Consider the following 13558-nt stretch of genomic DNA (forward strand, 5'->3'; position numbering starts at 1 on the left):
GGTGTGCTCGTGTCCTTGGTCCGGGTCGGCGCCGGCCTGGGCCTCGCCTCGCTCGTCCTCACCCTGGACAACCTGCGCCGGCTGCGGCGTCCGGACCCGGCGGCTGTGCCGGCACCCGAGGCGCTCGCCGTGCTGCTGCCGGTCCGCGACGAGGTCGACGACGTGGGGCTGTGCGCCGCGACGCTGCTGGCCGCGGTCGACCGCTGGCCCGGCCCGGCGCGGGTGATCGTCCTCGACGACGGCTCCACCGACGGCACCGCGGAGGTGCTCGCCGCGCTCGCCCGGGACCCCCGGGTCGACGTACGCCGCGGCGAGCCGACCCCCGCGGGCTGGCTCGGCAAGCCCTGGGCCTGCCAGCAACTCGCCGACGCGGCGGCGGAGTCGGGCGCGAGCGTCCTGGCCTTCGTCGACGCCGACGTCCGCGTCCAGCCGCACGGGCTGACCGCGACCGTCGCGATGCTGCGCGACGCCGGGCTCGACCTGTTCTGCCCCTACCCGCGGCAGCACGCGACCGGGCTCGGCGAGCGGCTGGTCCAGCCGCTGCTGCAGTGGTCGTGGATGAGCACCCTGCCGCTCGGGCTCGCGGAGCGCTCCCCGCGACCCTCGCTGACCGCCGCCAACGGCCAGCTGCTCGCGGTCGACGCTGCGGCGTACCACCGCGCGGGCGGGCACGCCGCCGTCCGCGGCGAGGTGCTCGAGGACATCGCGCTGCTGCGGGCCCTCAAGCGGTCCGGCGGCCGCGGCGTCGTCGGCGAGGGAAGCGACGTCGCCACCTGCCGGATGTACGACGGGTGGCCCGAGCTGCGGGCCGGCTACGGCAAGTCCCTGTGGTCGGCGTTCGGGTCGCCGGCCGGCGCCGCCGCGACCATGACCCTGCTGCTGCTCACGCACGTGCTCCCGGCCGCCGCGGCGGTGCGCGGCTCCCGCGCCGGGATGGTCGGGTACGCCGCGGGCGTCGCCTCGCGGGTGCTCGTCGCCCGCGCCACCGGAGGCCGCGCGCTGCCCGACGCGCTCGCCCACCCCGTCTCCGTCGTCCTGCTGGCCGGGCTCACGGGCGACTCCGTGCTCGCGCGGCGGCGCGGACGGCTGCGGTGGAAGGGCCGGCCCGTCGAGGTGGCCGCATGAGTCGCGTCGTCGTCGTCGGGGCGGGCGTCGGGGGACTGGCCGCCGCCGCGCGCCTCCAGTCGCTCGGCCACTCCGTGCTCGTGCTCGAGCAGGCCGACGAGGTCGGCGGCAAGCTCGGGACCCTCGTCCACGACGGGTTCGTCTTCGACACCGGTCCGTCGCTGGTGACGATGCCGCACCTCCTCGACGCGCTCCTGGAGGCCACCGGGGTGCGGACCGAGGACGTGCTGCCGCTGCAGCGCCTCGACGTCGCCTGCCGCTACACGTTCCCCGACGGCGTCGTCCTCGACCTGCCCGGCGAGCTCGGCGCAGTGCCGGCCGCGCTCGACGCGGCGCTGGGACCGGGCCGCGGCGCCCAGTGGTCGGCGTTCCTGGACCGGGCGGAGCGGATCTGGGACGTGACCCACGAGCCGTTCCTGGAGTCGCCGGTGTCGGCGCGCGGGCTGCTCCGGCTCTCGCGGCGGCTCGACCACGTCGCCACCGTCGCGCCGTGGCGGACCCTGCGCGGCCTCGGGGCGGCGTACCTCCGGGACCCGCGGCTGCGGATGCTCCTCGACCGCTACGCCACCTACACCGGGTCCGACCCGCGCCAGGCACCCGCCGCCCTCGCCGCGGTGCCGTACGCCGAGCAGGCCTGGGGCTCCTGGTACGTCCCCGGCGGCCTCGGGCGGATCGCCACCGTGCTCCGCGACCGGGTGACCGCGCTGGGGGGCGAGGTCGTCACGGGGACCGGGGTCATCGAGGTGCTCACCGACGCGGACGGACGAGCGTGCGGGGTGCGGGTGGCCGACGGGAGCACGGTCGAGGCGGACTTCGTGGTCGCCAACGCCGACGCCACGCAGGTCTACGAGCGGCTGGTCCGCGGGCCGGTCGCGCGGCGGGCGGCGGCGCGCATCCGGCGGGCGACCCCGTCGCTGTCCGGGTTCGTGTTGCTGCTGGCGGTCGACGACCCGCCGCCGGACCAGCCGCACCACCAGGTGCTCTTCGCCGAGGACTACGACGCGGAGTTCGACGCCGTCTTCGGGCGGCACGGCCCGCCGCGTCCCGTGCCGCGCCCGACGGTCTACGTCTCGGCGCCCGACGACCCCGCCGTCGTACCAGGTCCGGGCACCGGCGCCTGGTTCGTGCTGGTCAACGCGCCCCGGCACGACCCCGCGGGAGGCACCGACTGGGACCAGCCCGGCCTCGCCGCGTCGTACGCCGACCAGGTGCTCGACCTGATGGCCGAGCGCGGCCTCGACGTCCGCGACCGGGTGCGGCACCGGACCGTGCTCACCCCCGCCGACCTCGAGCGGCGCACCCTGACGCCGGGCGGCTCGATCTACGGCACGTCCTCGAACGGCGCCCGCGCGGCGTTCCTCCGCCCCGCCAACCGCTCGCCGGTGCCCGGGCTCTACCTGGTCGGCGGCTCGGCGCACCCCGGCGGCGGCCTGCCGCTGGTGATGCTGTCGGCCGAGATCGTCGCCGGCCTCGTCGGACCGGCCTGACTCGCGCGTCCGGTCTCAGCGTCGGTTCAGCAGCCACACCAGGAGAGCCGCGAGGGCGACGAGCGCCAGGACCTCGACGAGACCGATACCGAACATGGGCGGACCCTACGCCGGTCCAGGCGCACGCCACGCCAGGAACTGTCGGCCAGCGAGAGCCAGCAGCTGCCATCCGAGGAAGGACAGGGTCCCGAGGACCAGCCCCACCGCCGTGCTGCTCAGGTAGTGCGACGCGGTGTTCTCGAGCTGCACCGCACCGATGATCGCGGCCCACACGACGACCGCGCCCAGCCACGGCACGGCCCAGGCGAGGGCCTCGTGCCGCACGGTCGGGGCCGCACGCGCGTGGACCGCCGCGAGGAACAGGCTCGCCGCGGCGACGTACCCCGCACCGATGAGCGCGAGCGGCCACGCGCCCATGGCCATCGGGAGTCAGTCGCCGTCCTGGTTGGCAGCGTCGGCCACGTCGACCACGTCGACCACGTCGACGACCAGACGTGCGGGCGCCGCGAGTGCGAAGACCCGGAAAGGGGCGGCCCCGTCGTTGATCCCGGCGAGGACCTGGGTGGTGCCCTCGGAGGTGCCGGCCACGTAGACCTCGTCGACGGCGCCGCCGCTCGGTGCGGTGACCCGGCGGGGACCGGTGTAGTAGTCCGGCGCGGGCCAGGTGGTGCCCGACGCGTAGATGTCCAAGACCGCGTCGCCACCCAGGGCGACGACTTCGCTACTGCGCTCGAGGACTGCTTCGTCGACGTAGTTGACTGCCCAGCCCGGTGTGCCCCGGCCAGTGAACTCCAGCACGACCCGGTCGAACCCCGCGGCCTCGCGAAACCGGACGTCCACGAGCACCAGGTCCGATCCGCCCGACCCCTCGCTCATCTGCTGTTCCGTGCTTCCGGGGAAGGCCGGGGTGTCGGGGGTCGCGGTGTCGGGGGTCGCCGGGGGACTGGGATTCGTCGACCTGGTGGTCTCGCCCGTCCCTCGAGCGCTGTCGGTGCCGTAGCTGCTCTCGGCGGCGCAGCCCGCGAGGAGGAGGACGACGGCGAGGGAAGTCAGCAAGGCTGTCAGCGGGCGTCGCATTCGGCGCTCCTTGGTCTCCGAGGGGATTCCTACGGTCACGATGTAGGACGCCTGCCGGACGGTTCTGGTTGTCCGCCCAAGGATCTGTCGAGCCATCAGTCCGAGCGGAACGACACCACCGGTGGTCGAGCAGCGAGGAGCGCCAGCGACCCGGTGGTCGAGCAGCGAGGAGCGCCCCGTCCCCCGGTGGTCGAGCAGCGAGGAGCGCCAGCGACGAGCGGTGTCGAGACCCCCGCAGCCCATCCGCCCACGCCGGCCTACGTCCGCCGGTGGAAGGTGATCTTGCCGTCGGGACGTGGGGTGCTGGCGTACGCCGGGTCGTGTGCCCGGGCGTGGTGCTTGGGACACAGCAGTCGGGCGTGGTCGATGTCGGTGACCCCGCCTTGGCACCAGGCCGGGTCGTGGTGGGCGTGACACATGCCCGGTGGCCAGTCGCAGCCCTCGGCGGTGCACCCGCCGTCGCGGATGGCCATCGCGATGCGTTGGATCTTGGTGTGGAACCGGCGGGTGCGGCCCAGGTCGAGGACCTGGGACTTGCCGCCGAGGACGGCGGGGATGATCCCGGCCTCACACGCGAGCCGGCGGGCTTGGCCGGCGCTGATGGTGGCGCCGGTGTCGAGGTGCGCGACCCCGTGTCCGCCGCGGAACGTCTCGAGGCCCATCAGCACCACGGCGGTGGCGTTGACCCCACAGGCTTCGGGGAGCACCCCGGCCGGGATCCGTTCGATGAGCTCGCAGAACGCTTGTCCGAGCCGCTCCGGCCCAGGTCGCCGTACCGGAAGGCTGCCGTGGCGGGCGGTCTGGGCTTTGGGGGCCGCGATGGCGTGCAGGGCCTTCTTGAGCATCTGGGCCTGCGCGGTGGGGAGCTGGAAGCGGCCGTAGGTGATGCCGTGGCCGTCGTCGGTCATCGTCAACCGGGTGTGCGCCCGAGCGCGCTCCTCCTCGGCCTCGATCACCTTGGCCTCGTGGGCTTCCCCGATCTCCGGGGCGACCACGTCCAACAGGCGCTTCCCGAGGCGGCGGAGCGCGACCGGGTCGTGGTGGGCGGCTTCGGCGAGCAGCACCTGAACCGCCTTGTCCTCGATGTCCCTGTCGAGATCGTCGGGGAGGGCGTCGACGGCGTCGGTGATCACCAGTGCCTGGTCGGGGTTGACCCGTCCTTCGGAGAGCGCGACCCGGACCGGCTCAAAGGTCTGCCGGTCGAGGGATTCGGCGAGTCGCATGAACCGGTGGGTGGTGGTGCGGGACTGGCGGGTGGTGACCGCGAGCCAGTTCGCCAGCGAGGTCGCACCGCTCTGGTCGGCGGTCCCGGCCTGTTGGGCGCGGACCGCGACCCTCGCCTGGAGTTCGGTGAGCTCGGACTGCAACCGGTTCAGCTCGACCAGCGCCTGCCCGGCTGCGGCGGCGTCCATGGAGAACAGCCACGCATCGCGCATCGCGGCCACGTTGTCAGCGGTGCGCGCGACCAGCCCGGTGACCGGGTGGACCCCTGCGACGGTGGCTGCTGACATGGCTCCATTCAAGCGGTGGCCACCGACAGTTCCGGGGTCTGAACGGGCTCTGCACAGGGTCCTCAGATCACGACTCGATCACGAAAACCGACACCTCTCCACAGCCACGGATCGCAGCTGTGGACACCGCCCCAGCAGCGCTTCCAGTACCGGTGGTCGAGCAGCGAGGAGCGCTAGCGACGAGCGTTGTCGAGACCCCCGCAGCGTCCCCGCCCACCCCGATCGAGGCCCTGCCTCACGTCACCGGGTTTCGACAACGCTCAACCACCGGAGGGACCGCCGCCGTGCCGGTGGTCGAGCAGCGAGGAGCGCCAGCGACGAGCGTTGTCGAGACCCCTGCAGCCGACGTACAACCTCGATCGAGGCCCTGCCTTCTCACACCGGGTTTCGACATCACTCAGGCGCAGAGCGCCTTCGCTGCTCAACCTCCGGAAGCATCCGCCGCTGTACCGGTGGTCGAGCAGGGACGAGTCCCGGTGTCGAGACCCCTGCAGCCGACGTACGACCTCGATCGAGGCCCTGCCTTCCCTCACCGGGTTTCGACATCGCTCAGGCGCAGAGCGCCTTCGCTGCTCAACCACCGGCGACGCGCAGGGCGCCTTCGCTGCTCAACCACCGGCTGCACCCTCGGGCGCCTTCGCTGCTCAACCACCGGCTGCACCCTCGGGCGCCTTCGCTGCTCAACCACCGGCGAAAGTACGGCGTACGGCGATGACGAGGTGCAGCAGGCCGACCACGGTGAGGGCGAGCGCGATGCCGGCGAAGGCGGTGGCGAGGACGGCGCCGTCGACGTCGGGGAGGACGTCGATGCCGGTGCGTCGGGCGGCCCACTCGGCGGTCCAGCAGGCGGTGGCGAAGGCGGGGACGATCACCCGCGACGGGCGCTCCCAGACGGTGACCGCTCCCGGGCCGGGCATCCCGGCGGCCTGTGCGGTGGCCCGCAGCGACTCCAGCAACAGCGTGCCGACGGCGACGGCGGCGCCGAGCCACAGCGGCGCCCCGAGGACGACGAGCGTGAGGACGAGCAGCAGGTCGGAGCACCGGTCGGCGAGCGGGTCGAGCACCCGTCCCCACGCGGAGTCGGTGCCGGTCTGGGCGGCGAGGGCGCCGTCGACGCCGTCGAGCACCGCGGCGACGACCAGCACCACGGTCGCGAGCAGCGGCCACGCGGCGCCGAGGGCGGCGAGGGCCGGCACCGCCGCGGTGAGGAGTACGCCGGCCACGGTCACCGCGTCCGGGTGGACCCCGCGCCGGGCCAGCGGGCGGGCGCAGGCGTGCGTGAGGCGCACCCACCCGGACACCCAGGCCGACGTCGTCGGGTCCATCCCGCCGTGCAGGCGGGACCACTGCGCGTAGGCCTGCGCGTCGTCGCGGGACCGTGTCATCGGCGGCCCGACAGGTCGCGTGCCGCGGGCTCCGGCGTCGGCCCGACCGACCGGTCACCGCGCAGCCGCTTCAGCACCAGTTCTGCGCTGATCAGGCACATCGGCAGGCCGATGCCGGGCACGGTGCTCGACCCGGCGTACAGCAGCCCGTCGACGCGCCGCGAGGCGTTGCCGGCGCGCAGGAACGCGCTCTGCCTCAGCACGTGCGCGGGTCCGAGCGCGCCGCCCGACCAGGCGTTGAGGTCGGTGACGAAGTCGCCCGGCCCGACGGTGCGGCGTACGACGACCCGCTCGGCGAGGTCGGGGATGCCCGCCCACCGCGACACCATCTCGACGGCGCGGTCGGCCACGGCCTCGACGGCCGGGTCCCCGGCGCCGTCCAGCCCGCCGTGCCCGAGCCCGGGGTCCGGCGGCACCGGCACCAGGACGAAGACGTTCTCGTGGCCCGCCGGCGCGACCGAGGCGTCCGTCGCCGACGGCCGGCAGACGTAGAGCGACGCCGGGTCCGGCACCCGGGTCGGCTGCTCGAAGACGGCGTCGAAGTTGTCGGTCCAGTCCTTGGTGAAGAACAGCGAGTGGTGCTCGAGCTCGGGCAGCGACCCGCGCACCCCGAGGTAGGCCAGCACCGCGCCGGGCCCGGAGACCGCCTTGTCCCACCAGCGCTGCGGGTAGGTCTGCAACGCCCGCGGGAGCAGCCGGGTCTCGAGGTGGTGCAGGTCGGTCGCACCGACCACGACGTCGGCGGGGACGACGTGCTCGCCGGTGGCGTCGGCGTACCGGACGCCGGTCACTGCGGCCCGCCGCCGGGAGGGTACGGCGGAGCGCGACCGTCGCGGTCCGACCTCGATCGCGGTCGCGGCGGCCCCGGTGCGGATCCGCACGCCCCGTTCGACGGCCAGCCGGGTCATCGCCTCGACCAGCCGGGTGAAGCCGCCGTCGGGGTAGCGGACGCCGTCGGCGAGGTCGAGCCAGCTCATCAGGTGGTACATCGACGGCGCGCGGTCGGGGGAGGAGCCGAGGAAGACGGCCGGGTAGCCCAGCACCTGCCGCAGCCGCGGGTCGGAGAAGTACGACGAGACGTGGCTCTCCAGCGACCGGGTCAGCAGGCCGGCCAGCCGCGGGCCGTTGGCCAGCACCCGCCGCCCCGTGAACGCGGCGGGTGAGTCGAAGCTGGTGTAGAGGAACTGCTGGACCGCGAGGTCGTAGACCTCCCGCGCCGAGTCGAGGTAGCGGCCCAGCGCCTCGCCCGCGCCGGGCTGCACCGACTCGAACAGCGCCCGGTTGCCCGCCTCGTCGGCGGCGACGTCGAGGGGCTCGGCCTGTCCCTCGAAGAAGACCCGGTAGCCGGGGTCGAGACGGCGCAGGTCGACCTGCTCGGCGGTGCTGGTGCCGAGCAGCCGGAAGAAGTGGTCGAAGACCGCCGGCATCAACCACCAGGACGGGCCGGTGTCGAACCGGAAGCCCCCGTGCTCCCAGCTGCCGGCGCGCCCGCCGAGCGCGTCGTTCTTCTCCAGCAGCTCGACGTCGTGGCCGTCCTGGGCGAGCAGCGCGGCGGTGCCCAGGCCGGCGACGCCGCCGCCGACCACCACGACCCGCCGCGGCGCCGCGCTCACCCGCGCGCCGCCGGGGAGGCCGAGGGAGGTGCCGACGGACGCGGCCGACCGCCGCGCAGCACCGCGCCGGCGATCATCCGGGCCTTCACCGCGTGCGGTACCCGGACCCGCCGGCGCGCGATCTCCGGGGCGGGCGTGGCCCGCAGCCGCGCGGACAGCTCGGCGAAGAGGTCGTGCGCGGCGCACACCGCGAGCCGGCTGCTGCGCGGCAGCCGCGGCACCACGTCGGCGGCGGCCGCGAGGTCGCCGTCGATGTCGTCGAGCCAGCGGTCCCGCGCCCGCGCGTCCATCCGGGCCGGGTCCAGCCCGGGCAGGTAGCGCCGGCCGAGCAGGTGGGCGTCCTCGCCGAGGTCCCGCAGGAAGTTCACCTTCTGGAACGCCGCCCCGAGGCGCCGGGCGCCGGGCGCCAGGTCGTCGTACCGGCTGGTCCGCCGGGGGTCCTCGACCAGGAACGCCCGCAGGCACATCAGCCCGACCACCTCGGCCGAGCCGTAGACGTACGCCGCGAGGCTCTCCTCGTCGTGCTCGGTGCGCTCGAGGTCGGTGCGCATCGAGGCGAAGAACGGGGCCACCAGCGAGGTGTCGACGTCGCAGGCGCGGGCGGTGCGGGCGAACGCGTGCACCACCAGGTTGCTGCTCGACCCGCTCTGCATCGCGCCGACCGTCTCCTCCTCGAGCGTGTCGAGGGCGGTGCGCTGCTGCGCCGGCACCTGGTCGGGACGGGGCGCGTCGACGATCTCGTCGGCGACCCGCACCAGCGCGTAGACGTTGCGGACGTGGCTGCGCACCGGCTCGCTCAGCAGCCGAGAGGCCATCCCGAACGAGGAGGAGTAGGCGTCGATGACGAGCGCGGCGCTGGCGTCGGCCACGTCGTCGTACGCCCGGTGGGGGAGACTCGCGGGAGCGCCTCGCGACCACTGCAACCTCGGTCCCAGCATCATCCGACTCGATCTCCCTCGTCACCCGCGGGGTACCCAACCCCCGCGGTGCTGACTCGGGGTTCGGAGCCGGGCCGGATCCGGATTGGTCGGGATTCGGCATGCGCCCGAGGGGCGGGTGCCCCGCGGCGGGATCGGCCGCCAGACCCCGACGTGAGGGTCAGCGGGAGCGGCGCAACGGACCGACGACCCGGCGCACCCGCCGGTGCACGAGCGCCGCGCGCGCGGCGTTCATGCCCGGGGCACCGTGCACCCCGCCGCCCGGGTGGGCCGAGGCGGAGCCGAGGTAGAGCCCCTTCACCGGCGTCTCCGCGCGCCCCATGCCCGGGACCGGCCGGAAGACCAGTTCCTGGTGGATCTGGGCCGTGCCGCCGTTGATCCCGCCGCCGATCAGGTTGGCGTTCATCGACTCCATCTCGCGCGGGCCGAGCACCCGGCGGCCGACGACGCGGCTGCCGAACCCGGGCGCCAGCGCCTCGATCCGGGCCTGCATCCGGTCGGCGTACCGCTCGCAGTCGTCGCGGTCCCAGACCCCGCGGATGGTGCCGTCGCCGGCGTCGCGGACGACGTCCTGCGGCACGTGGCTGTAGGCCCACAACGACTCGGTGTCGGAGGGGGAGCGGCTGGGGTCGCTGGTGGTCATCTGACCGGCGAGCATGAACGGCCGCGCCGGGATCGACTGCGAGGTCACCTGGTGCAGCGCCTCGCCCATCTGCTCGACGGAGTCGGCGACGTGGAAGGTGCCGGGGGCGTACGGCGGCGGGGTCTCCCACGGGATGGTGCTGTCCAGGGCCCAGTCGACCTTGACCGTGCCGGGGTCCATCTCGAAGGACCGCATCGACCGCATCGTGCGCGCCGGGAGGTCCTCGGCCGGCACCAGCCCGCCGTACAGGTTCGGGGCGGCGACGTCGGCGATCACCGCGTGCCGCGCGGCGTACCGCTCCCCGTTCGCCGTGCGTACGGCGGTCGCGCGGCCCCCGTCGACCTCGATCCGGGTCACGGTGTTCTCGCAGAGGATCGCGCCGCCCAGCGAACGCACGCGGTCCGCCATGGCCTGGGTGAGCATCCCCGCGCCGCCCCGCGGCACCGGGAACCCCACGGTCTGGCCGAGCATCGTCAGCAGGATGCCCATCAGCCCCGAGCCCGGCGCGTTGAGCGGGATGTCGGCGTGGCCGGCGTTGCCCGCGAGCAGGATCCGCGGGGCGAAGCCGCCGAACCGGTGCCGGCCGAGGTCGGCGGCCGGGGTCAGCATGGTGCGCACGAAGTCGAGCCCGCCGACCTTGGGCAACGTGGCGAGCGCCGCGAGGCCCGACCGCACCGGCGGGAACGGTGCCAGCAGGGCGCCGATGACGTGGTCGCCGATCCGGTCCCACTCCGCGCACAGCTGCAGCCAGGCCTCGCCGTCGCCGGGGTGCTGGGCCTCCATCAGCCCGGCGGTGACCTCGCGGTCGCGGTGCAGGATCGCCCACTCGCCCGACGGCAGCGGGTGGCCGAGCACGGCGGGTGCGTGGCACCACTCCAGGCCGTGCTGCTCGAGCCCGAACGAGCGGATCGTCGGGGAGATCGCGGCCAGCGGGTAGAACGCGCTGAAGGTGTCGTGCAGGTAGTCGCGGTGCACGTCGCTGTCGCTGCGCACCGCGCCGCCCACGTCCGGCTGGGCCTCCAGGACCAGCACCGACCACCCGGCGTCGAGGAGGTGGTTCGCGGCCACCAGCCCGTTGGGCCCGGCGCCGATGACGACGGCGTCGTACGTCGCGCTCATCGGACCGCCACCTCCTGGACCATGCGGACCAGGTTGCGGGCCAGGCCGCCCAGGGCGCTGCCCTGGTCGCCGTGCACCTGGTTGCCGTCCTGCTGGGTGTCCAGGACGTTGCCGTTGTGCGGCTCGACCGGGCGGTCGAGGTCCTTCGCGGCGAGGTCGAAGAGCGGCGCGACGAGGGTGTCGTACACGGCGGGGAGGACGGCGAAGCCGAAGCGGATCACCTCGTTGGCCAGGCTCAGCTGGGAGCGCAGGCGGGGTCGGTCGAAGCTGTCGACGATCTGCTGCGCGACCCGTTCGGGGCTCGAGACCGGCGGCGGCGGTCGCCCCTCGAAGCCGGCGAAGTTCGCGGCCTGCTGGTAGATCGGGGTGTCCACACCGCCCGGGGCGACGTACTCGATGTGGACGTCGGGCAGGTCGCGGTTCTCCAGCTCGAGCTGGCGGCCGAGCGCACGGATGCCCCACTTGCTCACGACGTACGGGCTCATCGTCGGTACGGCGATGTGGCCGATCACCGAGCCGACCAGGACCAGCGTGCCCTCCTCCTGCGAGCGCAGCACCGGGATGACGTGGCGCGCCACGTTGACCGAGCCGAGCAGGTTGGTGCGGATCACGCCGTCGAAGACGTCGGCCGGCACCTCCTCGGTGCGCCCGTAGCTGACGACGCCCGCGCTGTTGACGACCGCGTCGAGCTGACCGTGCTCGGTGAGCACCGCCCGGACCACGTCGGCGACCTGCGCGTCGTCGCCCACGTCGGCGGTGAGCACCAGCGTCGACGCGGCGCCGGCCTCCTCGCACTCCGCCGCCGCCTCCTCCAGCGCCTCCCGGCCGCGGGCGACGAGGACGACGTGGTCGCCCGCCGAGGCTGCGCGGACCGCGGTCGCGCGGCCGATCCCGCTGGAGGCGCCGGTCACCACCACGACCCGGGGGTCGTGGTCGGACGGGCTCGTGTCGTGCTCGCTCATGCGCGGCAGGTACCCGCCCCGGGCGCTCCCAGAACGCGCGGGCCGTCGGGACCGGTTCGTGGCACCATGCGGACATGGGTCCCGTCCCGCGCGCGGGCACCCCGCTCGCGGCGGGCGTCCTGCTCCTCTCGCTGGCGGTCGGCTGCGCCGACGACGCCTCGGACGAGCGCGGGGGTCCCGAGGAGACCGCGCTGCCCGCCGGGCTCACGGCGTACGTCGACCAGTCGCGGATGCTGCGCCAGACCCGCACGGCGTTCGTCCGGCTGGTCAATGAGCCCGAGCGGTTCGTCACCGTGCTGCGCGCCGAGGTCTTCTCGCCCCGCTTCGGCGAGGTGACCTGGACGGGGGAGAAGACCTTCCAGAACGAGGCCGACCTGGAGTTCGAGGTGCCGACCGGGAGGTGCGGGGAGGGGTCGGACGCGGAGGTCCGGCTGACCTACCGCGTCGACGACGGCCCCGAGCAGGTCTCCGAGACCACGGCCACCGACCGGTACGGCGCGATCGGGCTGTTCCTGGACCGGGACTGCGCGGCGCAGACCTTCGCCGAGGCGGCGACGCTCGACCTCGGGGAGACGCGCGTGGTGGGCCGGGGCCGGGAGTCGGTCTTCGAGCTGCCGGTCACGATGACCCCCACCGGCGAGCGGGACGACGTGGCGTTCGGGGGCTTCGAGGACACCGTGCTGTTCCGGGGGACCGAGGGGTCACCGACGGTGGGCACGACCGCCCCGGTGCCGCTCGGCGTCGACGACCCGCCGGTCGAGGTCGTGCTGCGACTGGTGCCGACCCGGTGCGACCCGCACGCGCTGGCCGAGGACAAGGTGGGCACGCTCATCGGCGTGCGCACCCTGGCCCCGGGCCTCTCCGAGGTCGCGTCGTTCCACCTGCCGATCGGCGATGCCCGCCGAGGTGAGCTGCGCGGCTTCTTCGCCGTGCACTGCGGGCTCTGACCCGACTCAGCGCGGACGAGCCCCGCCACCGCCACGGCGCTCCTGGATCTTCGCCATGGCGCCCTTGATCTTCGCCTGGTTGTGCGGCTTCCGCGCCTCGTCGTAGGCCTTCTTGACGACGCCGGCGGCTGCGAGCTTCTTCATGATTCCCATGAGCCAGCGGTACCCCGCGGGCCCGTCGGCATGAGTCGCGCGCCGCGCCGGGCCGTCGGTCGGGAGTCCGGCGAGCCGGACCATGTGGAAAGGTGCGGGCAGGCGCGCCCGGACGGACGCGCCACCGACCAGAGGAGACGAACGTGCGGCGAATCGGGACGTGGACAGCGGCGGCAGTGCTCGGGATGGGCCTGCTGACCGGGTGCGGCGGCAGCGACACGGAGGCCTACTGCGACGGCCTCAAGGACGCCGAGCAGTCGCTCGCCGACGGCCCGGAGGGTGCAGACGGCTTCCGCGAGTACCAGGACACCGCCGAGCAGCTCGCCGACGACGCGCCCGACGAGGTGTCCGACGACTGGGAGAAGGTCCAGGACGCCACCCAGGACATGGAGGACCGGCTCGAGGACGCGGGTCTCTCGCTCGAGGACCTCGACGACCCCGAGGCGATGCAGGACGCCGACCCCGAGGCGCTCCAGACGCTCGGCGAAGAGATCGAGAAGATCAGCGCCGACATGGAAGAGGCCACGGACAACATCACCGAGCACGCCAAGGACGAGTGCGACGTCGACCTCAGCTGATCGACCGCTCCCCGGCTCGC

General features: G+C 74.3%; 13 protein-coding genes. 4 read left to right on the plus strand and 9 right to left on the minus strand.

All coding sequences use genetic code 11. The annotated features are described in order from the left end of the window. Nucleotides 1–9: 9 nt before the first annotated feature. Together H4O22_RS10050 and H4O22_RS10055 are read left to right on the plus strand one after the other, a co-directional pair. On the plus strand, nt 10–1125 hold the full coding sequence (locus tag H4O22_RS10050) for a glycosyltransferase family 2 protein (protein ID WP_220451341.1): 1116 nt from the start codon (nt 10–12) through the stop codon (nt 1123–1125). Continuing rightward, nucleotides 1122–2612, plus strand: a complete 1491-nt coding sequence (locus H4O22_RS10055; RefSeq protein WP_182526829.1) for a phytoene desaturase family protein — start codon at nt 1122–1124, stop codon at nt 2610–2612. The genes H4O22_RS10050 and H4O22_RS10055 overlap by 4 nt, the downstream gene beginning before the upstream one ends. 105 nt (nt 2613–2717) lie before the next feature. Here H4O22_RS10055 and H4O22_RS10060 read toward each other — a convergent pair whose 3' ends face one another. The 8 genes from H4O22_RS10060 to H4O22_RS10095 all read right to left on the minus strand — a co-directional run bounded on the left by H4O22_RS10060 (nt 2718) and on the right by H4O22_RS10095 (nt 11860). Continuing rightward, nucleotides 2718–3029 (minus strand): hypothetical protein, encoded by a 312-nt coding sequence (locus tag H4O22_RS10060; RefSeq protein WP_182526830.1) that lies wholly within the window; start codon nt 3027–3029, stop codon nt 2718–2720. A gap of 12 nt (nt 3030–3041) precedes the next feature. Continuing rightward, the gene (locus tag H4O22_RS10065; protein ID WP_182526831.1) at nt 3042–3785 is read right to left on the minus strand and encodes an AMIN-like domain-containing (lipo)protein; all 744 of its coding nucleotides are present in this window, start codon (nt 3783–3785) and stop codon (nt 3042–3044) included. A 161-nt stretch (nt 3786–3946) separates the two neighbouring features. Continuing rightward, nucleotides 3947–5200 (minus strand): HNH endonuclease signature motif containing protein, encoded by a 1254-nt coding sequence (locus H4O22_RS10070; protein ID WP_182526832.1) that lies wholly within the window; start codon nt 5198–5200, stop codon nt 3947–3949. A 680-nt stretch (nt 5201–5880) separates the two neighbouring features. Beyond that, nucleotides 5881–6585, minus strand: coding sequence for a CDP-alcohol phosphatidyltransferase family protein (locus H4O22_RS10075; protein WP_182526833.1), 705 nt, complete (start codon nt 6583–6585; stop codon nt 5881–5883). Continuing rightward, nucleotides 6582–8198: a phytoene desaturase family protein gene (crtI, locus tag H4O22_RS10080; protein WP_182526834.1), complete on the minus strand. Its 1617-nt coding sequence runs from the start codon at nt 8196–8198 to the stop codon at nt 6582–6584. Before crtI ends, H4O22_RS10075 begins: the two co-directional genes overlap by 4 nt. After that, complete coding sequence (locus H4O22_RS10085) at nt 8195–9067, minus strand: phytoene/squalene synthase family protein (RefSeq protein ID WP_220451342.1); 873 nt, start codon at nt 9065–9067, stop codon at nt 8195–8197. The genes crtI and H4O22_RS10085 overlap by 4 nt, the downstream gene beginning before the upstream one ends. 229 nt (nt 9068–9296) lie before the next feature. Then, nucleotides 9297–10898, minus strand: a complete 1602-nt coding sequence (locus H4O22_RS10090; protein WP_182526835.1) for a phytoene desaturase family protein — start codon at nt 10896–10898, stop codon at nt 9297–9299. Continuing rightward, nucleotides 10895–11860: an SDR family NAD(P)-dependent oxidoreductase gene (locus H4O22_RS10095; RefSeq protein ID WP_182526836.1), complete on the minus strand. Its 966-nt coding sequence runs from the start codon at nt 11858–11860 to the stop codon at nt 10895–10897. Before H4O22_RS10095 ends, H4O22_RS10090 begins: the two co-directional genes overlap by 4 nt. Before the next feature lie 74 nt (nt 11861–11934). On the opposite strand from H4O22_RS10095, the gene H4O22_RS10100 reads away from it, so the two are divergent. Then, complete coding sequence (locus H4O22_RS10100) at nt 11935–12807, plus strand: hypothetical protein (protein ID WP_182526837.1); 873 nt, start codon at nt 11935–11937, stop codon at nt 12805–12807. A 6-nt stretch (nt 12808–12813) separates the two neighbouring features. Here the strand turns inward: H4O22_RS10100 and H4O22_RS10105 are convergent, their stop codons facing one another. Further along, the gene (locus H4O22_RS10105) at nt 12814–12951 is read right to left on the minus strand and encodes a hypothetical protein (RefSeq protein WP_182527265.1); all 138 of its coding nucleotides are present in this window, start codon (nt 12949–12951) and stop codon (nt 12814–12816) included. 152 nt (nt 12952–13103) lie between these two features. Here H4O22_RS10105 and H4O22_RS10110 point away from each other — a divergent pair, with 152 nt between their 5' ends. Then, the gene (locus H4O22_RS10110) at nt 13104–13538 is read left to right on the plus strand and encodes a hypothetical protein (protein WP_182526838.1); all 435 of its coding nucleotides are present in this window, start codon (nt 13104–13106) and stop codon (nt 13536–13538) included. Nucleotides 13539–13558: the final 20 nt, after the last annotated feature.

It is taken from the genome of Nocardioides dongkuii, from assembly GCF_014127485.1.
In the GTDB taxonomy this organism is placed as follows: domain Bacteria; phylum Actinomycetota; class Actinomycetes; order Propionibacteriales; family Nocardioidaceae; genus Nocardioides; species Nocardioides dongkuii.